The organism is Pirellulales bacterium (assembly GCA_033762255.1).
Lineage (GTDB): Bacteria > Planctomycetota > Planctomycetia > Pirellulales > JALHPA01 > JANRLT01.
On sequence record JANRLT010000065.1, the window covers coordinates 18,401 to 40,325 of the forward strand.

At 51.1% G+C, this 21,925-nt stretch carries 10 protein-coding genes; 6 read left to right on the forward strand and 4 right to left on the reverse strand.

The annotated features are described in order from the left end of the window. Window positions 1–31: 31 nt before the first annotated feature. Entirely contained in the window at window positions 32–5,662 is a 5,631-nt protein-coding gene (locus tag SFX18_17545; GenBank protein ID MDX1964956.1) for an RHS repeat-associated core domain-containing protein, read from the reverse strand. A 403-nt stretch (window positions 5,663–6,065) separates the two neighbouring features. On the opposite strand from SFX18_17545, the gene SFX18_17550 reads away from it, so the two are divergent. After that, a complete protein-coding gene (locus tag SFX18_17550; GenBank protein ID MDX1964957.1) occupies window positions 6,066–6,224 on the forward strand; it encodes a hypothetical protein in 159 nt (52 codons plus the stop codon). A gap of 161 nt (window positions 6,225–6,385) precedes the next feature. Here the strand turns inward: SFX18_17550 and SFX18_17555 are convergent, their stop codons facing one another. From SFX18_17555 to SFX18_17565, 3 genes are all read right to left on the reverse strand, one after another. Beyond that, a complete protein-coding gene (locus SFX18_17555; GenBank protein MDX1964958.1) occupies window positions 6,386–8,788 on the reverse strand; it encodes a hypothetical protein in 2,403 nt (800 codons plus the stop codon). A gap of 659 nt (window positions 8,789–9,447) precedes the next feature. Continuing rightward, a complete protein-coding gene (locus SFX18_17560) occupies window positions 9,448–11,409 on the reverse strand; it encodes a protein kinase (protein ID MDX1964959.1) in 1,962 nt (653 codons plus the stop codon). Between the two features lie 44 nt (window positions 11,410–11,453). Next, window positions 11,454–12,107: a sigma-70 family RNA polymerase sigma factor gene (locus tag SFX18_17565; protein ID MDX1964960.1), complete on the reverse strand. Its 654-nt coding sequence runs from the start codon at window positions 12,105–12,107 to the stop codon at window positions 11,454–11,456. 819 nt (window positions 12,108–12,926) lie between these two features. Here SFX18_17565 and SFX18_17570 point away from each other — a divergent pair. From SFX18_17570 to SFX18_17590, 5 genes are all read left to right on the forward strand, one after another. Next, window positions 12,927–13,784 (forward strand): hypothetical protein, encoded by an 858-nt coding sequence (locus SFX18_17570; protein ID MDX1964961.1) that lies wholly within the window; start codon window positions 12,927–12,929, stop codon window positions 13,782–13,784. A gap of 14 nt (window positions 13,785–13,798) precedes the next feature. Then, window positions 13,799–16,468, forward strand: coding sequence for an NACHT domain-containing protein (locus tag SFX18_17575; GenBank protein MDX1964962.1), 2,670 nt, complete (start codon window positions 13,799–13,801; stop codon window positions 16,466–16,468). A gap of 555 nt (window positions 16,469–17,023) precedes the next feature. Continuing rightward, entirely contained in the window at window positions 17,024–18,190 is a 1,167-nt protein-coding gene (locus SFX18_17580) for a radical SAM protein (GenBank protein MDX1964963.1), read from the forward strand. Continuing rightward, complete coding sequence (locus tag SFX18_17585; protein ID MDX1964964.1) at window positions 18,187–19,251, forward strand: lipase family protein; 1,065 nt, start codon at window positions 18,187–18,189, stop codon at window positions 19,249–19,251. Before SFX18_17580 ends, SFX18_17585 begins: the two co-directional genes overlap by 4 nt. A gap of 52 nt (window positions 19,252–19,303) precedes the next feature. Further along, window positions 19,304–21,517: a DNA/RNA non-specific endonuclease gene (locus tag SFX18_17590; GenBank protein MDX1964965.1), complete on the forward strand. Its 2,214-nt coding sequence runs from the start codon at window positions 19,304–19,306 to the stop codon at window positions 21,515–21,517. Window positions 21,518–21,925: the final 408 nt, after the last annotated feature.

Consider the following 21,925-nt stretch of genomic DNA (forward strand, 5'->3'; position numbering starts at 1 on the left):
TTGTAGGCCTTTGCTAACCTGGCTGATTCATTCATTCTTGTTGAGTTGTAAGGCACCTTGATTTGTAATCCGGAACCTCTATAGCATCATTGGGATTGCGCTTATTCCATTCTTGCAGTTCTTGGATGTAAATTTTTAAGCGTCTGTTATAGTCTTCAACATCTAAAGGACGATTTTCATAATCGTGAATCGATGGGTGAATAGGTGGAGGGTCCCCATTTCCGTTACCTCCATTAGAGTAACCATCATTATTGCCGTTATCATTGGGGGCCGGACCGCTTGGTGATCGGGCAGGATTTGCGGGTGCCGCAGGGCCACTTTGCCCGGCAGGGCCGACACCCCCGGCCAAAAGCACGGCGGGTGCCAATGCAATAGGTAACGCACCCGGCGCCAGTAACGGCGCTAGCAACAATGCCCCCAGCGCCACCGCTGCCGCTCCCGCCGCTAAGGCGGCCACCGCCAAATCAACCTTAGCAATTACCTCATAGAAAACCACTCCTCCCAAACAACCCCACATTAACGTGCTCTCGCACCAAGTTCCAACTGCTACTCTAGTGTATCCATAAGTTCCACCGCCACATGTTCCCGGAACGGCATTCACACCACACCCATTTAAAATTGTTAAGTATTTCAATAGTTGAACATAACCATCCGCAAGACCTTCAATAGGCTTAATCTCCCAAACTTGCAACTGCCCGCCATTTGAAATGGCAATGTCCGGTCGAAAGGGATTTAAGTAAGAGCAACCTGGCCAATTGAATCCTCCTTCACCCTTTACAATTGTACTCATCCGTCGGTCGGCATAGGATCTGAGGCCATTTGTATTTCTAATGATGGCGTCTGTAATTTCCCGATTATATACCGGCCAGCAAAGTAGCCTGGATGGCCGGGGTACACCTAGCGATGGTGGAAAGTAAAATAGTCCATACTTGTCGGTGGAGTTGAGTGGGCTGTTGCCTGCGTAATTGTAGAGATTGCGTCCCCCCTCATACCCCAGTGGATCCCTCGTCACCCACCCCCCCAACGTGGGGTGCAAATATCGGAATCGCACCTGAAAGAGTCCGCTTTCGGCGTCCCATTTGTAGCCCGCGTAAAGGACGTCCCATTCCAATTCCCCCGGCGCGGCCTTGGGGGTAAAGTCCGGATACAGAAACGACGGCTGGCCATAGGGGGAATAGGCATACCGCTCAAACACCGGGGTGCCCAGGGTAATGGCGGTGACATTCCAGTTAGCGTCCTGCAGAACGTACACCCGGGTTTTGTCGCCGGAACTGTCCAGATCGCGGAGCACGCAATCGTCGATGTACCGCAAGCCCCACACGTACTGCCGGGCGTAGGTCGTGGCCGCGTCGATCCGCTCCTCCAGCACCTGCCACGCCGCGGTGTAATAATAGTGCCGCGTCTCGCTGAGCGCGCCGCTGGCATAGGGCTTTTTTACCGTCCGCCGCGTGATCCCGTCATAGGCGTATTCGGCCACCGTCACCGGCGTGGTTACGTCCGTCCGCAGCTTGACCAGCCGCTGCCACGCGTCGTACGTCGCCAAGTAGCCCGCCGTCGGGGCCAGTGGTTGCGGCAAGCTGGTCATGTTCCCCGCCGCGTCATAACCCGGCTGCTTCCAGGCGGCCCCGATGGTATTGGTGATCGCCGTGATCTCATTGACGGCGTTGGCGGTCCGGTCCTGGTCCAAATCGTTGGTGCCATTGCCGTTGGTATCCTCGGTATATTCCGACCAATTGCCGCTTGGGTCCAACAAGGGCCACGCCTGGGCGAAGCGTTTGTTGGTGATCGAACTGGGGGGACTCCCCGCCAGTTGCCCACGCTGCATGGACAACAGGCGGTAGGCCCCGTCATAAGTGTACAATTCGTCGTAATACTGGGGCGTCGTTTGGGCCTTGGCCACCGGATTTTCCCGCCAGATCCGGTTGCTCGCCCGGTCGTAGTCGTACTTGATCCGGTCGATATCCTGCGATGAGTCATTATACCGCCACAAATTGTCGATCACCCGGCCAAAGCGGTCCAGACCGGCGTAGGGATTGGCACCGCTGCCGGTGATCAGGTCCCAGGCGACCGTGACATCGTCGTACAACACCTTCACCGCCGTTCCCAGTCCATAATAGGTGTAAGAGGCCACCGTCGTCCCGTCAAACAATAGGCTGCCGATCCGGCTGAGCTTGTCGGAGACGCTCCCCCCGCTGCCGTAACCATAGGTGACCTTCCGGGTTCCCCCCGTGTTGTCGGGATACGTCAGTTCCGTCGGGCGGACTGTATTGGCCGAGCCATCCGCGTAAGCGTATTGGACCTTGGGCGTGGTTCCTGTGTTCACGGCTCCCCCATGCGCCTGGTATTCGATGGTGAGTTGCTGGAAGTTATTGTACGTCCGCTGGAGTTCGTTGACCACGCTCCCCCCGGAGGCCGCGCTGTACTGCGTCACTTTTTCCGGCAAGCCGCGGACCTCGTACGTCGTCCCGATCCGCAGTACCGCCCCGTCCGTCCCGGAAGGGAGATTCGTCACCCGGTCGGCGGTCGAACGTCCCAGCTTGTCATAATCCAACTCGTGGACAATCCCTTTTTGGTCGGTTAACTTAGTCACTTGTCCCGCTCGATTGTACTGCCGCGTCACCGTCTCGGAATCGGGATAAGTTTCCACGCGCAGCGGATCATTACTGTTAAAGGCGGAGCCACCGCCAGTCGTAACGCCATAGGTATAGCTGGTTGTTTGGTTCCCCGTGACGGCGTTTACCGCCTTGAGCGTGGCGATTTGACTGTGGGCCGTGTAGGTCCATTCGGTGGTCAGGTTCTCGTCAGGGTCGGAACCCCCATTCACATAATTGTAAAGCTGCTTGGTACGACGGCCCAAATGATCGTATTCATACCGGGTTCCCTGTCCCGTTGAATCGGTTATGAGCAACACCTCGCCGCGGCTATTAAATTCCGTGGAACTGACCAAAATTGTGTCCGACCGGGCGGGAACCGTGGCCGCTCGTGTGAACGACGTATTGTTGTTTGTGCCATAATTTGCGGTGTGCCCGGTGCGGCCAATTGTGTCGGGGTAGATGGCGACATACGTATTTCGGGACTTGGGATTGCTGCCACTGGGACCGTTCAAAACTCCTTCGCTCCCCGTGCCGGTTGCAGGCGCGTCATGGAACCTCTGGGCGGTCGTGGTCTGGATCGCGTTCGACGCCGCGTCGTACGTGGTGGTTGTCTGCTCGAAGACGATGCTGGTGCTGATGGTTCCCGCCTCGCTGTAATTCTCGGTCGTGGTGCTATAGCCGGTGTAGCTTTCCATGTTGCGGCCGACCGGGTCGTAAACGTACTTGGTCCACGCGCTGCTCCCCGCAGGTTTGTGTTTGAGCACGTTCCCTGCCGGATCGTACCAGGTGTTGTCGGTCAGCGCGTTGCCGACGCTCCCGTTGCTCGGGTCAACGGCGTAAGTAATTTGCTGGTAGACCCGTCCCAGGTCGTCGAAGGCCGTGTCGTTGCGGGCGATCAGGTTGCCGCCGCTGGTCGTGTTTTTTCGGTCGACTCGGGTAACCCTATTCAGATTATCATATGTGCGAATCACATAAAAATCGATTTCCCCATCGATCACTTCCTGGCGGTTCCGCCAGTCATACTGAAAATTTGTCACCCGGTTATTGCCGGAGGTTGCATCAACCAGCTGTGTCGTTTGTGTCAGATTGCCATCCAATTTCGCCGCGCCGCCGTCATAGACATTCGATCCGACAAGCAGCATATTGTTCGGGCTGCCGCTGCCGTCCGGATCGTTCTCGGTCGCCCCCGTGTCATTAGTGCCGACGTAGGTGGAGACGATTAGACTTCGTACGTTGTATACCGTGCGGGTGATTGTGCCCATGCCGTTGACCAGCTTGTTCTGGCGGTTCATCGAATCATAGCCGTATGTCGTTTGATAATAATTCGTGCCCGAAGACCCGCTACCGCTGGCGGGAATTAGATGATACTCGCGTGTGTTCGACAGTTGAAATTGATTATTGAATTCTGAAGTCGACCAGCGCACCCACGTTGATTGCGGGAAACTGTCGCTTTGGCTCAGCTTGCCGCTGGTTGAAGCGCGAGTCGCGGTGATGGAATCGGTGACGCGCCCCGCCTTGTCCCGGCGGCTGAGCGAGACGGGATTGACGAGGGTGTAGGTATAGCTGGGCGAACTTCCCGTCGCGTAACCCTGGCTCGACCAGACTTCGTCTTCGGCATCCTTGTAGACGGTCCAATTCGCGGTGCGGATCGTTGTGTTTGTACCAGAAATATCGATGGCATGGGATGGGCCGAGCGACTGAGTGGTACGGCCCAAGTCGTCGATTTCATAATCGCTTGTTAATTGCAACCTGGTTCCCCCATTGGCGGTCCATCCCGAACCTGCAGGTGCATTATCGTCAAGAATCTGTTTAATTCTAGAATGCGTCGGTAGAAAATACTCGTATGAGTTGATGTAGCCGCGTTCATCCTGGGTCGCCGTCAGATCGCCATACTCGTTGAATAATTCCCGTCGCACATTGGCTGAATTTGACCCGTTCTGCCCAGTGGAAACTATGGGTAATGTCGTCACCCGTTGCTTCATCTGGGTCGAGTCGCTATGCCAGGTATAGGACCACGCCGTCGTGATTCCTCCGGTTCCATTGTCGCTTTTATAAACTGTCTGGTTGGCGGGTGGATAGACCGTGCCACGGGAAATACCACCCACAACGGGTCGCCGTAGATAGTACTGAGTTTCGCTTTGCTTGGCATCTACCGCGGTTCCTCCCGAACCTTTACGTAATTTGCGGATCGAAACTTGGTCTTTGACGCCGCCTGGAGTGCTTTCCGTGGCGGTTGTGCTGTCATAATAATCGGTCACCATCGTTAGGCCGCTGGTGGTTTGGAGGGTTACTGCCAGATTGGCTGACGTATCATTGTAACCCACCACGGCGGATGGCATCGCATGTAGGGTCTCGAATCCGCGGCTGTTGTATTGATGGTAGCTGTACCAATGGTTGGAGCCATCCGCCAAATCATGCAGCATGATTTGGCTGAGAAAGTTGGAATAGGTTGTCTCTGTCTTGGTGTCTGGACGGGTCATAACCGTCTTGAGCTTCCAATTGTTGTAGCCGTCGGCATGGGTGCTGACCGTGTAGGCAAACGTAGAGGTGAGCAAACCGCCGTTCGTTATAACCTTTGTTGCGCGGTGATTCGAATCGTATTCGTAGTAGCTATCGGCATATTTCTTGACAGTACTATCACTGATGGCGTCAAGATCGCTACCATGCTCAAGAATGAGTCGGCGCAGAGCTTCTGGACCCACCCGCAGCTTCAGCCCATGCTCGAAACCTAGAATGGCGCCTGACTTGTAATAGCGATAGTAACTTGTTTCTTCATCAGCCCATCCCCCTCCTGATTGGGGCAATTGTACGGTGATTGACCGTAAATCGCCCGCGCTACCATGAACATTACTACCAGTGTAGTAATCATAAACCAGCTTACGCAGATTGATGGATGTGCTGGATGTGGTACGCTTGGATGTGATTGTTTGAAGCTGGCCTGAGCCGTTATAGGTATAGTCGAGTCGATCCGTATAGGTCGTTCCTCCTTGAGTCACCGAAACGGTTTGATTATCCACTTGGTCGTTCAGCGGGTTAATTGTCGAAATGGCGGTGGTGCCACCACTCACCTTACGTATGAAGGTTCCAGTCTCATCAAAGTACCACGTCGATCCGGAGCAATCGCTAAACTTAAATTCGCAAGTCGGGTAATCACTGATAAATTCCAAGCTTGCATCAGTGTCATGCAATGGCGTGTAAGTGTAAACTGGGATTTCTGTGAAATCAAAGATCCGTTCCATGTTAAAAACGACCGAGACGACGTTGCTCACCCCTTGACGCTTGTAAATTTTGGGAATCGATGTCGTGAACCAATTGTATCCCGATCCATAATCCGCTGTCGTCGGAGTGCTGCCGTTCATCAAACCGGACGAATATTGACTGCCGGTTGGTCCCACTTGCGAGGGGATGCCGGGTACATCTGGTTTTACGCATCCGCAATCTGGACATACATCCCCTGGTCCGGAGCAACCGTTGCCGCAACCGCAAGGTTCGCAGCAGTTTTTGGTGGATGCTGGCAACGGTTTCGTCGCCAATTGCGGTTCGCAATGCGATGAAGACGAACTACTAGAGGAAGAACTAGAGGATGATGAACTGTTATCCGATGTAGTCGACATAACTTTGCCCCCTTAGTGTATGCTTATGTGAAGCCGCTGAGATAAGTGGAAAGGATTCGCCACCACAAGTGTAAATCATGTTAAGTAGACTATTAATTTGCGTCAATCAAATTGGGGAGTTTTTTTGATTGTGAATACTTCTTAAGGAAACAATGAAGATTATCAAGCAATCTCTCCTTACACCGCATACTGGGTAAGCTGGGCAGGAGGGATCGAGTGTAAGTTCTGATCTTGGGCTGGATACCATGCCTGAATGTCGGCGATATTCTCATGCCAGACTGTTTGCAACGCAGGCAACCACTTTTCCGCTGCCAATCCAGGACTTAAGTGCTTGCCACCGTGGAAATGCCAGATTCGTGCATCCTCTTCCGGTGGACCATATCTAGGAGAAAAATTGAATCGATGATCAAGAATCCGATGCGGAAATCGCGGTAGGAGGATTTGCAATGCCACTTCATCACAGATAAACCGATCCCATCCCGCATCGACCAGACTCCACCAACTCTGCAACAACGGAATTCCACGCCGATAAGCATGCACACCGCAATTGATGGCGGGTAATCCTTGCAAATTCTCCAATAGCAGTCTGTGAAACTCTTCGCGGGAAAAGAGTGTTTGCGGAACATCAAACCATGAACGTATTCTACCTTGCATTTTACGTCCCGAAGTGACCCACTTGGAAAACTGTGTTGTCGCGAAACCAGAATCCTCCGCCGCTTCAAAGAGTGGTTCGATCGATCCGGTCACCAATGTATCGGCATCCAAGAACAAGGAGGTTTCATAAGGTGTATGTGGTAACATCGCCACCTTTGTAAGGAATGCGGAATTCTTTTCTCGCTGCACATGTGGAATTTGCAATTGCGATACGTTCAAACGGTGGTCCTTTGTGAATAAACCGACTAACGCGTGCGATTCGGGTTGGGTACTCATGATGGTGACCGGCCCGGCAAAGTAGCGACGCAAGCTGGCGATGCTGACCGCGAGCCGGACAGCATGCTTAATACCGGTGAGGAGGTAGAGTACTCCTCGATTTGTGACTTGGGGTATTAGAGAATGCGGAGTTTTGTCCGCTCCCAAAACCTCAGGAGAAGCCTTGGCTCTATGGAGCGAGATCGCCTGAAGGCAGGCAGCTTGCAATCGACGGCGATTTTTAATATGAGCCCAATGTTCATTCATTCGCTGTCGCACGTAATAGTCACCGCGTCGATGAGCACAATACCACAAAAAAGTGTCCTGCGAAGGAACTGGCAACCTCTCGCCGCACTCTGCCCATATTTTCTTGGTCCAATCCGTATTACCGAAAAAGCACCACGAAATAATGCGGGGATGGCAAAACCGCTCCTGCCCATCGCGAATAGGGAAATTCAATCTGGGAAAACTTTTGATGAAGTTATTATTATCCCCCCATTTGTCTAACTCCGTTAATATATTCGCAGGTTTTGTGTAACCCCAAGCGGGTGCGATGAAGACGGGCATTCTTCCATCTTGACTTGGACTGAACCAGGATAAATCTAGCCAGTTTCCAGATCTTATTGCCGCAACATCAGTATCAAGCTTAAGATACCAAGGAGTGTTGATTTTGGTTGCAGCACAGACCACCAATCCCGTTAACATCTTCTCCCGTTGTGATACATCGGTCATATTCCAGCTTACAAGCCGCTTTTCTGGGTGATTAACAAACCGCAGTTGTTCTTCCCAACTGCTCAACGACCTATTCCCATCACAGATGATGAGCAATGGTTGCTTAAGTATCTCTGGCCGATTCATTTCCCAAGTAGGCCAGACTAAACGCAGTTCTGGTAGATGCAGCTCATCAACCGCCACGATTGTCGTGAACTCTAATGGAGTCATGCTTATTCCCGAATCTGCATTCATGAGTATGTGTTTTGATTTCTTTGCCTGTTCACGTTCACGAGCAACTCGATCGTACATCCCGCTAGTGATAATTGTGTTCGGCTGCTCGGCAATCGCGCGCTGGATTGCAACCGCATACTCGATTGTCGGAAACGCTGTCAATTCACTATGGGGAGTGCTATTGTATATCTGTACGCCTGTTGCATCGAAATAAGGTTTCAAGGCTGCCAAGCGATAGTTAAGTATTTCATAGCTACGATTGTTGCCACGGACAGATGAAGGAGAACGATCCTGTTCAAAAGCGTAATTCTGTTTACCATATTCCATCCGGAAGTCGCAGCCTAATAGGTAAATAATCCGACACCCCAAATGATGTAATAGACGTAGGGCTACCAGCATTACAGAACGCGAGCCCTTTTGACCAAGTTCGTCAATCTTTCCTGCACTATTACCCCAACATATCGTCTTCTCGGTCAAAAAACTCTCGGCAACAAACCGTTCATTTCGCGCATATCCAAATACGACTGGCATATCACGAACTTTTAGAGTAGATGGTATCAAATTAATTTTCGCATCTCGAATAAATATCTCTTTTGCAAAATGATCTTCCGGCACGAACTTGACAATCCCCGGGTCGCGCCAAATAGCGTCTGAGAAATTACCGGGATCATCGACGCATGTCCACAAATTGGGCCGCACTACCGTGGCAGCGTTGTTGACCGCCAACGTTAGGATTCCGCGCTGATGGAGCGCTCCCAATTCGTGATTCTTAAGCGATGGACCACTACACACCAAAAACGCCGAAGATCTTCGATAAAGGTTGCTCAGATCAACTACCTCACCTGAAGGGCGGACAAAATGTAGCACTGCAGAACCTCAAATGTTAAGTTAATATTACTTGTGTGAACATAAACTCTTAACAAGAGAATTACCCAAACCGTTCTTAAGGGCCCGAGGAGGAGGACGAGCTGCTTGAACTGGAACTTGCGGAAGGGCAACACGATGGTAAGGAACTTACGCATTTTCCACGAAATTCCTGAGTCCAGACTTGGTAAGTCGGTGTACCAAAGGAATCTAAATATTCCACCCAACACCAAATAGAGTTTAGAGGATATGGTGTCGGTGGGGCACTGCAAGCCGCGCCAGAAACATTTCCTAAACACCAATCACCATTGGTTTGGGGGATGCAATACAACGCTCCTGAGGGTGGTCCTTGTGTTGGATTGGGTGGCGTCGTCGGTGGCTGATAAATTGCGCCATACACGCGATTGGCAACAACCGATCCAGATTTCGCACCTGTCCCTTTGACACAAACCTGCCCAGTTGCTCCGCAGAGACAATTCACAAGACCAGTTGGCACAGAGATGCCCATGAGGTTCTCCAAATTAGTTATTTCTGAATTGCAAAAAATGATTCACCGTCATCAATCCATTATTGAGTACCATGCCAGCCCAGCCAACCTGATTCAGAGCTCCCAAGGTTGGCAGGACTTGTGTCGGCAACTCGGTCGGCAACGATCGGTCATTCCATTTAACTGACATTCCTGCCTTTGTGTATTCAACCTCCATCCGCTGTGTCGCGCGTTGTTTATCCCACTCGACGTCCCAGCGTTGTAACATGTGGTCAATATACCGAAAATTGTTTATGTTTAGATTAAAGGAGTATTGGGAATGCGCAAGACTGTAAATCGTTTTCGCGGGGTTGGAATCGACGTTTTTAGTCAACTCCAACGTTTGCACAGAGATGATATTGCGAGAATTCCCGGGCGGTATATTGGCTGGAATCGCTTGAATCTCGTGATGTAAACCCCAAAAGATTCCACCTCGCCCTCGAAACGGCTCTCCTATCTCAAGCCGGAGCGCCAAAGTGTTAGTCGGAATCTGTACAACTTTCAAAAAAGTCGGCTCGATCCCCTCCATTCTTAGTTGCGTACGATTCCCATTCTTGATCGCTTCCACTTTTCCCGACAAATCGGATGAGTAGGTTGCGTAGTTGGCATCCAGCGTGAACGGTTTCCAACCAGGGATTTGAGGACTGCTGATAAGTACGCGAATTAGCCATCCCCCGCTAAGTAATAACGCGACCGCAATAATTCCTACCAACCAGTATCGTGGTCGCCATCCATGACTCGGTGGTATTCCTGGTAAGCGTTCCTTTTGCGTTACTTCCTTTCCATCGGCTATCCGCGAGGTGTCATCGACTGCTACACGGGCACGCCCCAAAAGCTTAACCAGGTTCGCGCTTTGGCGGTACGGCAGCAATAGATCCACCAAATCCTGTGGAGTCTGAAACCTGTCTGCGGGAGACTTAGCAAGTAGCTTTTGTAGGGCCGCATCTAACTCCACTGGAAATTCCGGTATTAGCTCACGTGCAGCGGGGATCGTGGCAGCCAGATGGGCCTGCTTTTTGACCGACAGATCTCCCTCAAACGGCGCGAAGGGGGCTTGCCCAGTCACAAGTTTGTACCAAGTGCAACCCAGCGAATAGAGATCGGATCGGATATCGTGGACTTGACTGCCTGACCATTGTTCGGGAGACATATAATTGCTCGTACCTACAATGGCCCACCGATCTGCTGCCGTAACTGTGCCAGCGCTGAATTTCGCCAAGCCAAAATCGAGGATTTTTACAATCCCGTTTTCACTCAATAAGAGGTTGGATGGCTTGATGTCGCGGTGGATCAAATCTTGTTCCCAGGCGTATTGCAGTCCTAGCGCCACCTGCCGCACAATGTCCACGCTATCACTCCAGGGGACTTTTCCCAAGCGTTGCAAGATTTCGTGCAGACTCAGCCCTGGGACATACTCCATAACCAACAAGTGCAATCCAGCAGACGAACGGGCATCGACCGCATGCAAAACATTACTGTGCTGCAGTCGTCCGACGACAGCCATTTCATGATAGAAGTTAGCGATCATCGCTTCGTCTAACAGACGATCCGGCGCGAGGACTTTAATGGCGACCAATCTTCCCAGGTGGCGATGCCGGGCTTTATATACCTTGCCCGTTGCCCCCTGTCCCAACGGTTCGAGCAATTCGTATTGGTCGAGTTGCTGTGGAATCTCGACCAACTCCGTCGAACCAGGTAGCATTCTATTCAGCAGATTGGCCCGCATCCGCAAATAGCCAGGTTCCTGAATCAGATTCCCTTCATATTCTTCCACCCAACCGACAATCGAGTCGCTCGGCTCTTCGGCAGACAATCGATTGAGAATTTCCAGACAGTCGGGACACTGTTGTAAATGATCGCCAATCTCGGCTACCTGCGGCTCATGAAGTTCGCCTCGCAGAAATGCCTGCAACTGCAGATCAGTAAAACAGCTCGATTTTATGTCAATGGATTTCATGGCACTTCCGCCGAACTATCGGCTGCGCTCAATCGTTCTGCAATTTAGCGTGTTTCCTCTGTCACGGAAGCAGCTGTTTCCGTCCGCGCGAGTTGAGTGTATGCCTTGCGGATTTTTTGCGTTAGTCGACTCTTGATGATATAAACATTTCCCACGCTTACTTGAAATCGTTCTGCCAACTCTTCGGGCGTGCTCGTCTCGCTGACATAAGCCATATAGATTTGCCAGTGTTCCGGCTTGCATGATTCTCGAACTTGCGCGACAGCTTGAGCTTCCAAACTCGGTGGGCCAAATATTTGCGCGGAGCAGGTAGTCGCATCTCCGCAAGGAAGTTGTCCTAGCGATAAGCAATGATCGGTCCCTCCAGTGGCTTCAATCCGGGCCTCCTTTCCTTTGCGTCGATACCAATCGTGAATCCTGCTCTGCGTGACGGTTCTTAACCAGCCCCGGAATGTGTCGCCGGGCCGGTCACGCCTTAGCTTTGATAGCGACTTTGCCACCGTTATAAACACTCCTTGCATCACTTCCGCCGCATCTGCATCTTGCAACCCAGAATCACGGCATTGCAAGTAAATCCGTCGTGAATAACGGTGCACCAAGTCGACCCAGGCAAACTGGTCGTTCGCAATAGCTGCCCGGAGCAAGTTACTAGCCGTGTCGCTAGAATCCTCCTTATTACTAACGAATTCGTCTTTCATCGTGCCTCCTTGGCTCAGCGAAATGTCATAGTTTGAAATGTAGGTCTGCTGAAAGGTATTGGCGTTCTTGAATTAGGGCAGTTGCTCTAGTAAGAATGTGCTGGCACGCGGTGAAAGGCTGATGTTGAGTCAAGCTCTATGCTCGAGCAATTTAACTTAATGGCAAGCGAAAGAACATCGAATGGATAATCAAGTGGTCCCCGCCATGACACGTTACCTCGAGGGGCAAGTCGATGCGACGGTCAGGCGGGAAACCGCATTTGTTTTAGCTTGCCCTCTTGTGATTGTCAATTTTTTGGGTTAGTTAAAAATTTGGTCAATCCAGGTTCTTGAGTCGGTATAGTGCAGCGAGATTTGTTGTTTCCCTTTGGCTTCCACAACACAGGCCGTTTTTGTCTTCGTCTCTTCCACCTGTCGATCGCCATAATTTGGGTGAGCGACTGACAGCTAGCTCTGGCGAAAGCAGAAATCCCCGTATATTTCAGTGGAATGCTTGGTTGCGACGATTTTTTTCAGTCGTTGTTTCCTTAATGACTCACTGAATGAATTGAACTTGGCGCCCCTCCTCCCATGAGTAGGCAACCCACTCCAAGCCAGGGTGAACCATCCTATTTCGCTATGATCCAATTTGGACATCTTTTGTGTTTCAAGTGAATTGGAAAATGCTGATGGATTTTCCTAAGAGCTAGGTGTCAATACTTTTGATGGCGACATGAACGATGTGTTTTTTTTAGGAGTACTGCGCCCAGGATCTAAGTGGTTTGGGTGCATCGGTGAATTTTCGTTGCAAAATATGGGTGTAACCAGATAGGCATTATAATGTACCCAACTCAACGGGACTTAGAGCAAGTCCGTCAATCCATAAAGTCGTTTATTCATAGTTACGATATTCAGAAATCTACGCTCATTCTTGATGGTCCTGGGTATGGTTGCAGTCAGCAAGTTCTATGGTTGGCATTAATTGGCAAGGAACGGCTGGAATGCTTTCAGCGAATTCATGTTTTTAGTGCCGCAGGATATGCCTACCTACTTTATCTTGCAAAGCAAACGGGCTGCTTGGTGTATAACAGCGATTCTATGAAACGCTGGAACTTAGATAATATGAAGAGTCATGGGATTCGAGCATTCGGTCTCACGTTGATGCGATTTCTTTTGTACAAAACGTTTATAGGTGGACCTTACTTCGGGAATGTACTCTTAGCCGATCCTATAAATCGCTCGTTTACCAAAGAGTTTGCCGAAGCTCGAGTGACGAGCCTTCCAGCAAACATTTCATTCTGGGCATACGATGCCAATTCGCGTGCATTTATAGAAATAGATTCTAAGAATCGATTTTCGGAATTTACACTCAGTGAATTAATGCGAGCAATTGCTAGCATGCCTTATGTTTACGAATCGTTTTGCTTTAATGGCCATGTTTTACGTGATGCTGCAGTTCAAAACGGTGTAGGAGAGTTGTTTCGACAGTTAAGGTCCAGCTCAGATGGCTGTATGTTTCTTAGCATGGAGCGAAGCGGACAGGACGGAAGTACGAGTTTCTACAAATTACACAAGCAACGATCGGGAAAACTGCGACTAAACAGGGACATGACTTTGTTTTTAGCTGGAATCGACAATCTCGAATTCGTTGAGTGTCTTAGGCTTGGTCTCTTTGAGTTGGAAGCACTATCTACTTAACGCATCTTATTTGCATGATTCCCTATCCGAGTAGTTCTGTGTGGTACATCCGAGTCTCGTCGAAAGGCGAGAGCGGACAAGGTTCCGGTGTTGGCATTCGGTTGAAAAGGAAGTTACAGCCCGGTACGGAAGAAACATTCATTCTGACGTGTGCCCATGTGATTCGCCGCAAGGGTAAGAACGACCAGGAACTCGGTCCAAGGTATGAAAACCTTTGGGTGTATCCCGCTGGTTACGGCTATGAAGAAGCTGATGGGATTCCAGTTGAGCCAGTTACGTCAGTAATACCCCTGAAGACGTATTCTGGCAACACGTTCTACAATCAGCCGGTTGAGGATATTGAGACCGCGGACTGGGCACTGTTGGCTTTTACTGAGCTAAACTGGTCCCATTCGCGGACAAGTCATTCCTTAACTCGGCGCTGGCACCTGACAAATCTGGAGCTAGGAGACCAGTGCGTCATTTCCGGCTATCCAGAGGGAGAAGCCGGGTTCGCGGGTCACAACAATGGAAACGACAACATTGTCCGACCTAAGCCAGGCTATGCGCTACAGACGATCGAAAAGGTTGTTGACAACATCATCACGTTCGATGGAACTCATTCACGATCCGGGATGAGTGGCGGTGGAGTTTTTCGCAAGGATGGGGAGAATTACTCGCTGTGTGGCCTTCATCGAGCACGGCATGACGAGAGTCTGCAACTCAAAGCAGTATCGATCCAAAGTATATTGCTTCGCTTGAATGAGTTGGGTTATGAACCAGTTGAGGTACCCGCCCCCAAAAGCGAGGCGTCTTGGTACTGGGCGATCTGGCAGTATCTGAACAATGCGCCAGAACTCTTTGCTAAACTGCAGATTGCTAAAGGCTTCGTCACGCCCTCAGCCTATGTCGGCAGAGTAGTCGAAGACGGCGTGTTTCGGCAAAAAATCATCGAGTGGTTCACGAAGATACTCTGCGTTCCAGTTGAGAATCATTCGACGACTCTGCTGCTTGGGGGATATGGAAGCGGGAAAAGCAGCGTGCTGCATGTCTTGGGGCGTGACATGGCTCAAAACGCCTTAAGTGACTATCCCGAGAAGCCAATCCCAATCTACTGCCGCCTGGACGCCTGTAGGGGCAAGACATCACTCGCTGAGGGGGTGGCTGCGTTTTTGGCGCGCTACAGTGTCAACATATCGCCTGCATCGGTGAGCGAACTGTTCAACGACCCAGATCATCAAGTGGTATTGCTGCTTGATGGACTCGACGAGTATTGCGATCGCGTTGACTATCAGCGTGTCTCACAGATTCTGGCTATGCTGGACGAGGCACGCGGGCTGTCGGCTCTGCAACTGGTGATTTCCTGTCGCGACACGTTCTTCCCGTCAGCTGACGACATTGCAATTGTTCACCCGGACACCATCGTCAAGCTGGCCCAATTCTCCGATGAACAAGTTTCGGAATATCTACAACTTTGGCAACCTGCACTGCCAGTCGAGACGGCGAGCATTCTAGAGACTTCGCAGCATCTCAAAGATGTCTGCCGTTCGCCGATTCACCTCTTTTTGTTCTGCAAATACGTGTCGAAGCTCACTCCCGAAGACTTCCAAAAGGCAGCGACAGGGACGCCTGTTGTTCGCCGTGTTGACCTCTATCGATCGTTCACACTGGAGACGCTTTCAGCAGATCAAGCCGTTGCTGCTCGCTGGCCGATTTCCGAACGCCGTGTCTTCCTCCGCGAGTTGGCATTCCATTGGCACGACAAGTCCATCTCGGAATGGAGCTTGAGCGAGCTAAAATTGTTCGCAACACGTAGCTTCGGCACAATGCAGCCAGACCAAGCACAAGTCGAAGAATGCGCCAACAGTATCTTCAACTGTTCGTTTTTCACTCGAGTTGGCGATCGCTTTCGGTTCAGTCACAAATCCTTTCAGGAGTTCCTAATCGCAGAGGCATTGGCTGACGAGATGAAAACTGGGAAGTTCTCCAAGTGGGAGACTCCCATGTACAATGAAGTCTATTTCTTCGGTGCAGAGTTGCTTCGCCCGACACCAGAGATGTTGACCGCTGTCTTCTCAAGTAACCTCTTGCGTACACAGGGGAATGTGCTTGCGACGATGTATAATGTGCCCTCTCCCGATGTCGACAGCTTGATCAGAAAGCTGGCGTTGACCTCGCCTTATACAACGGTTCGTCAAGTCGCAGTGCAGGCTCTTGGATTCTATCGGCATAAGTCACGCGTTGCCCTCTCTCTAGATGAGCAGGCCGTGGGGCTTACTCTCGATATCCAAACTGCGTTGTCCGCGTATAGGGTCGAGAAAAACACAATTATTCGCGCCACACTGCAACTAATAATGGAATGGAGCAAGACTCAAGATGTCGTTCTTCAAAGTGCTGATCGAGACGCGCTACTGACGTCTATTGCTGAGGACAGCCCACTGGAGAGAAAGGACGCAGAGGACATACTCGACGTTCGAACAGATAGCCGGATCATTCCCCTCTATCGGAAGGCAGCGATGCAACTTGACCATCGTTGGCCATCGGTAATTGGAGGCATTCTGCTGCTCGGAACAATCCAGGATACTGATTCTCGCCATGACCTCGAACAAGTTATCAAGCGATCGACTTCCAACGAAGTACGCCGAGCATGGCAGATCGTATCGCAGGGTTGGGGCCAGCCAAGCCAAAAGGACTCACAACAATAATGGGGATGTCATAGTATGCCGAGAAAGGTGACACTTGTTGATTTGGAGTCGACGTTTCCGAATCTGACGTCGCAATACGTCATGCCTCGGCATGGGGTTCTTCCAATTGGGACAGCACTTCATGAACGCGGTCATGATGTCGCTGTCTACGTGGAGGTTCTAAACGGTGTCAATCATGATCGGCTTGCCAATTCAGACGTTGTCGGCTTCGCGGTTACCGCTCCAAACCTGTCTCGAGTTGCAAGATTGTCTCGCGACTTGAAGAAGACAAATCCTAATTTGTTGGTGATCGCCGGGGGACCGCATGCAACGGTGAGTCCACGGGAAGCCCTCAACTTTGCGGATGTCGTTGTTCGAGACGAAGCGGAGATCACAATTGTAGAGCTTCTTGCAGCCGTTGATTCCAAATCGTCCTTTCAGAACGTCTCTGGGATTTCGTATTGCGAGGGAAGTCGTGCAGTTCATAATCCGCGACGTCCCTACATGTCAGTTGCAGGACACAGGGAGAACCTGTCTTTACTCGCGGGATATAATCCACGGTCTCGGCTTGCTGACATGCTGACATTGACTCAAAGATGTGCCCTGGTTGGCACTTCTCGGGGATGTCCATTTCCATGCTCTTTCTGCTACGAGAATATGATAGGGGGGACGGGTTTTCGTCGCAATACTACAAGTGGTATGATTGCTGACATTCGGGAAAAAAAGAAGTTTTTCGGGACAAATCGGTTTTGGATTTCAGACAGTAACTTCGGCACAAACCCAACGCATACTGAGCAGACGCTTCAGTCAATTATCAATGCAGATCTGAATTGCGTATTTTCATCCCTTTGCCGCGTAGAAATTGGCAGTCGCCCACACATCCTGGACTTGATGAAAAAGGCAGGGATGTCGACAGTCTCAGTCGGGATGGAAACGCTTCGGGATGAGCAATTGACATCCATTGAAAAACGGCAGAGTGTTGATGACATTCGCCGGACCATCGATCAGATACAGTCTCATGGGATCGCAGTCTTTGGTCTCTTTATGGTCGGATTCGATGATGACACGGAAGATACTCCGTGGGAGATCATCGAGTTTTGTCGAAAGGAGGGGGTCGCTGGACTGAGCCTTTATTGCTTGTCGGAATACCCAGCTCTGCCGGGTAGGTCTCTACCTAGGCATCGAATTTGCGAGGACAATCTTGACTATTATAGTGGCCACTTCGTAACAACTTTTCCGAGACGAGTACGACCAAGTGTCTTAGAACAAAACGTGTATGACGCCCTTCTCGATTACTACAGTGTGTCGAAGATTATTCATGGCTTAGCAACTCTAGACAGACGCTCTCTGCAATTTGGTGTTCCACTTTATTGGCAGATGAGGAAGATGGCCGCTATTTCCAAGTCTCACTGCGATGCATTACGGTCTCGCGAGGAGCGGTATTACTCACATGGGGGTGTTCTTCACTTGGATTTACTCCAAGCTTCTCCGTGGCTCAACTCTGCGCTTCCTGAGGATACGATGGAGTGCTGGGCTGACGCTGTCGAACATCGGCCAGCATCTGAAGGACCGCGATCGGAATCCACTCAGTTGTTCGCAGCTGGTTCGGAGGAGTACGGGCAGGTCAATTTTGGTAACGAGGCACCGCACTACGCAACGAGCAACTGCCAGACATCATCTGCAATTCATAACTCAGGAACAGGCAGTGACACAAAAATTTTCGACAGCGAGATAATCCGATGAAAAAGTCTTCAGCTACTTTTCTGACACCATCGTATACATTGACAGTGTCAGTGTCATTGGGAACACCCGTACTTCATCGGGATTCGAACAGAGATCTGATTTCCGATGTAATTCCCAAAACGACGGAAGGTCAATCAGTACCTTCACCGCCGGCGATTGACACCGCACCGTTCCACCAGGACTCCCTCTCGAACTCGACCTTCAACTGGAAGGCCGCCTTGTCGTTGGCGCTCGCGAGCAAACTGGCTTATGAGTCCGAAGTGAGTGTCAGGTCGACGTGCCTTGGCTCGGCGAGAGCATGGGGGTTCGATTCCTGTGAGTTCATAGATGTCGATGACACGCAATGCTTTGTCGCGTCGTCCCCTGAAATCGCGTTAGTCTCATTTCGCGGAACCGAAAGTCGTGGCGACTGGCTGCGAAACATAAATGTTCCTGGTCGAACACGTGACTACGGAATTGTACACCGGGGGTTCCTCGGCGCTTTTCAAGCCGTCGAGTCTCGAATAAGGTCGACTATAACAGGAATCCACGGGCGAAAGCTCATTTTGACAGGTCATAGTTTGGGCGGAGCTCTTGCAACTGTGATGGCTGCCGAGTGGCAAAATTTCATGCCAGCATCCTGGATCGTGACATTTGGACAACCCGCTGTCGGTACCGGTGCTTTTCAAATGTTCTTCCAGCAACACTACTTCGGTAAGTTCTTCCGTTTTGTGAATGACGACGACATCGTGCCCCGTGTACCTCCGGGTTATAGGCATGTAGGTCGCTTGCTGCATTTCGATGCACGAGGCAACCTACAGAATGGTCAGACTCTGCCACAGACAGAACACCTTGGCGTAGAGTCGCTGCAATTGGAATCGCAAAACCAAGGTTTGCCCATGCTGAGTGAAGCTGAGTACGAAGTCCTCCAATCGCGGATTGGACAGGAGGTTGTTCGGGTGAATCGTTCGTTGTCGGAATCAGTCTCACGACCGCAATCAGAAGGTTTCTTCCCCAGTGTCAACGATCACAGCCTTGACAAATACATCGCCAAGATTATCGCCAAGGTGGGATCTAGGTAGATCACAACCAAAAAAATCCTCTCATTCCTTCGCCATTCACAGGAGACTTCCCATGCCCAGAGACGCCTCATTTCTAGCCCTTCGTAGAAAGCTTTCCAAGGTTGCCGGAGCCAACAAGCTGGAATCGCTGGCATTAGGGAGAACGACTCGGCCAGTGGTTGAGAGTGGTCTAGAAAACCTGCCTGGCAATTCCCCTGGAATCAGGGGAGCGTTGGATTATCTTGTAACACGATCGATTGATGCGGACGCTGTGGCTCTGCGTAAACTGGAGAACGGCGACTTTGAAGACATCTCACCCCGCGAGCGTAGGCATCTCGAAGCGATTGTCGAAGAAGATGGCCGCCCGGTTGTGTTCATCATCGACGATCAATATGACGTGCTCCCGGCACCATGGACGCAACTCAATGTAGATCCAGTACGCACGCGCATCAATACGGTGATTCCATCCATCGGTCGCATTGAAGATATCTCCGGAGGAATCCCGCAGCACATCGGCACCGGCTTTATCGTCGGCCCAAATCTCATGATGACGAACCGGCACGTGGCGGAGGCCTTCGTGCGCGGTGTGGGTCGTGTCCGCAATCAACTGTCCTTCGTGCCCGGGATTGAGTCAGCGATTGATTTCCGACGTGAAAACGAACTCGAACCCAATGATCTTTCCACCAGTTTCCGCCTGACCGACGTGGTTATGATACACCCATATTGGGACATGGCGCTGTTCCGGGTCGATGGACTTACCACAGCGAATGGTACACTACGAATGTCAGTACGAGCACCAGAGGATCTGATCGGTCGTAATATCGTGGCGATTGGCTATCCCGGACGAGGCAAGGATCGGTCTCGTCGTGCAGTACGGCTAGAACGAAAAGTATTTGGGACAACCTTTGGCGTCAAGCGCCTGGCTCCTGGCGAGATCGAGGTTCGAGAACGAATCGAGAGCTTCGACCACATTGTACCCGCAATGACCCACGACAGTTCCACGCTAGCCGGAAATTCGGGTTCCGCTATTGTCGATATTGAAACAGGAGAGGTGGTGGGGCTACATTTTGCTGGCATAACGCTCAAAGCGAACTACTCGGTGCCGATGTTCGAACTGGCCCGTGATCCGCGCGTAGTGGATGCAGGTGTTAACTTTGTGGGCAGCGTTCCGTCGACTGACGAATGGGACCGCGTATGGCGCGGCATCGAGTCACTGAGCGGCGGCGGAGTCACGTCTGCAGCCATTCCAGATACTCAAGTCATTTCCAATCAGACTGGAAACCAGACGGCCACTTGGACGATTCCTATCCAAGTCTCAATTACATTGGCACAACCAGTAATGGGGGCTGCCGACGTACCAATGACGGCACCCGTTAGCGCCGCTCGCGAAGCGACGTTTCAAGTCCCGGTCATTCATCCCGACCTGGAACTGCGGACTGGATATGATCCGAACTTTTTAGAGCTCGACGGTGGTGAAATGGTCCCTCTCCCGCAACTCACAGCGGCTGGGGTAAATGCCGTTTCTCAGCTGGGAGATGGCAGCCATGAACTGAAGTACCACCGATTCTCCGTCGTCATGCATAAGCATCGTCGACTGGCGCTTTTCACGGCTTCCAACGTCAGTTGGCAACCCGGCGACAAATTCCTGTCCGACGGTCATAAGCCGACTCGCGATGAACTCAACGGCTTCGAGGATGACAATACACAAGAAGCCTGGGTAATTGACCCGCGTATTCCTACCGAAGAGCAATTGCCTGACAAGTTCTTCATCAAGGATCAAGGGGCCTTCGACCGCGGTCATCTTGTCCGCCGAGATGATGTGGCCTGGGGGGACTCATTCGAGGACATGCAAAAGGGGAATGGCGACACGTTCCACACAACGAACTGTTCACCACAAGTGGCCAAGTTCAATCAGGCTACGAAAGGTGTCGACAATTGGGGCGACCTCGAAAACATGATTGCAGACGAAACGACAACCGAACGGGTGATCATGTTTTCTGGGCCAGTTCTCGATCCAGCCGATAAACGTTTTAATGGAGTAGATTCCAGCGGACCGGTCAAAATTCAAATCCCTAAGCAGTTCTGGAAGATCATTGTTGCAAAGACAGAAGACGGCCCCAAAGCCTTTGGCTTTGTGCTCAAACAGAAATTAACAAGCGTTCCACTGGAATTTGCTGTACCTGAGGACTGGGAGCCCTACCAAGTGCCGATCTCCGAAATCGAGGACTTAATGTTCGGCCTCGTTGAATTCAGTTGGTGTAAAGAGCGAGACTCTATGGATTTATAGCGTGACAAAGCTCATTTGAACTCCCTACGAAGCCATGATGACTGGAACGTTACTAGATCATTTTAACCGTAGTAACACTGAGGCGATCTTGGCTATGAGACAATGGTGACGTATCGCTCCCAGCGGTGCAACTCGTAAAAGGTATAGTGGCCCTAGCCAGATGTGGTATTCCATTTAACTTTGTCCGTACTGGTAAGAATGCTTTGTATCAGTAACTTGGGCTGGGGGCACTAAATGTCCTTAAGCTCCATCGTAATGCATTTACGCCAAATAAAGTATCGAATTGTCCAGTCCCTGCACAAGTCTGCGAACTTACCTTACCACTTGATGTTAGGGAATTCGCTGATATTCCCGTCTGTGAGATGCATCCTTGGCTGGAATAACGGGCCGCAACCTCCCGTGTCGAGA

Coding starts and splice junctions, on each gene's coding strand:
- SFX18_17560 (MDX1964959.1), bottom strand. CDS start 11,409: ATGAAATCCATTGACATAAAATCGAGCTGTTTTACTGATCTGCAGTTG.
- SFX18_17565 (MDX1964960.1), bottom strand. CDS start 12,107: ATGAAAGACGAATTCGTTAGTAATAAGGAGGATTCTAGCGACACGGCT.
- SFX18_17570 (MDX1964961.1), top strand. CDS start 12,927: ATGTACCCAACTCAACGGGACTTAGAGCAAGTCCGTCAATCCATAAAG.
- SFX18_17575 (MDX1964962.1), top strand. CDS start 13,799: ATGATTCCCTATCCGAGTAGTTCTGTGTGGTACATCCGAGTCTCGTCG.
- SFX18_17580 (MDX1964963.1), top strand. CDS start 17,024: ATGCTGACATTGACTCAAAGATGTGCCCTGGTTGGCACTTCTCGGGGA.
- SFX18_17585 (MDX1964964.1), top strand. CDS start 18,187: ATGAAAAAGTCTTCAGCTACTTTTCTGACACCATCGTATACATTGACA.
- SFX18_17590 (MDX1964965.1), top strand. CDS start 19,304: ATGCCCAGAGACGCCTCATTTCTAGCCCTTCGTAGAAAGCTTTCCAAG.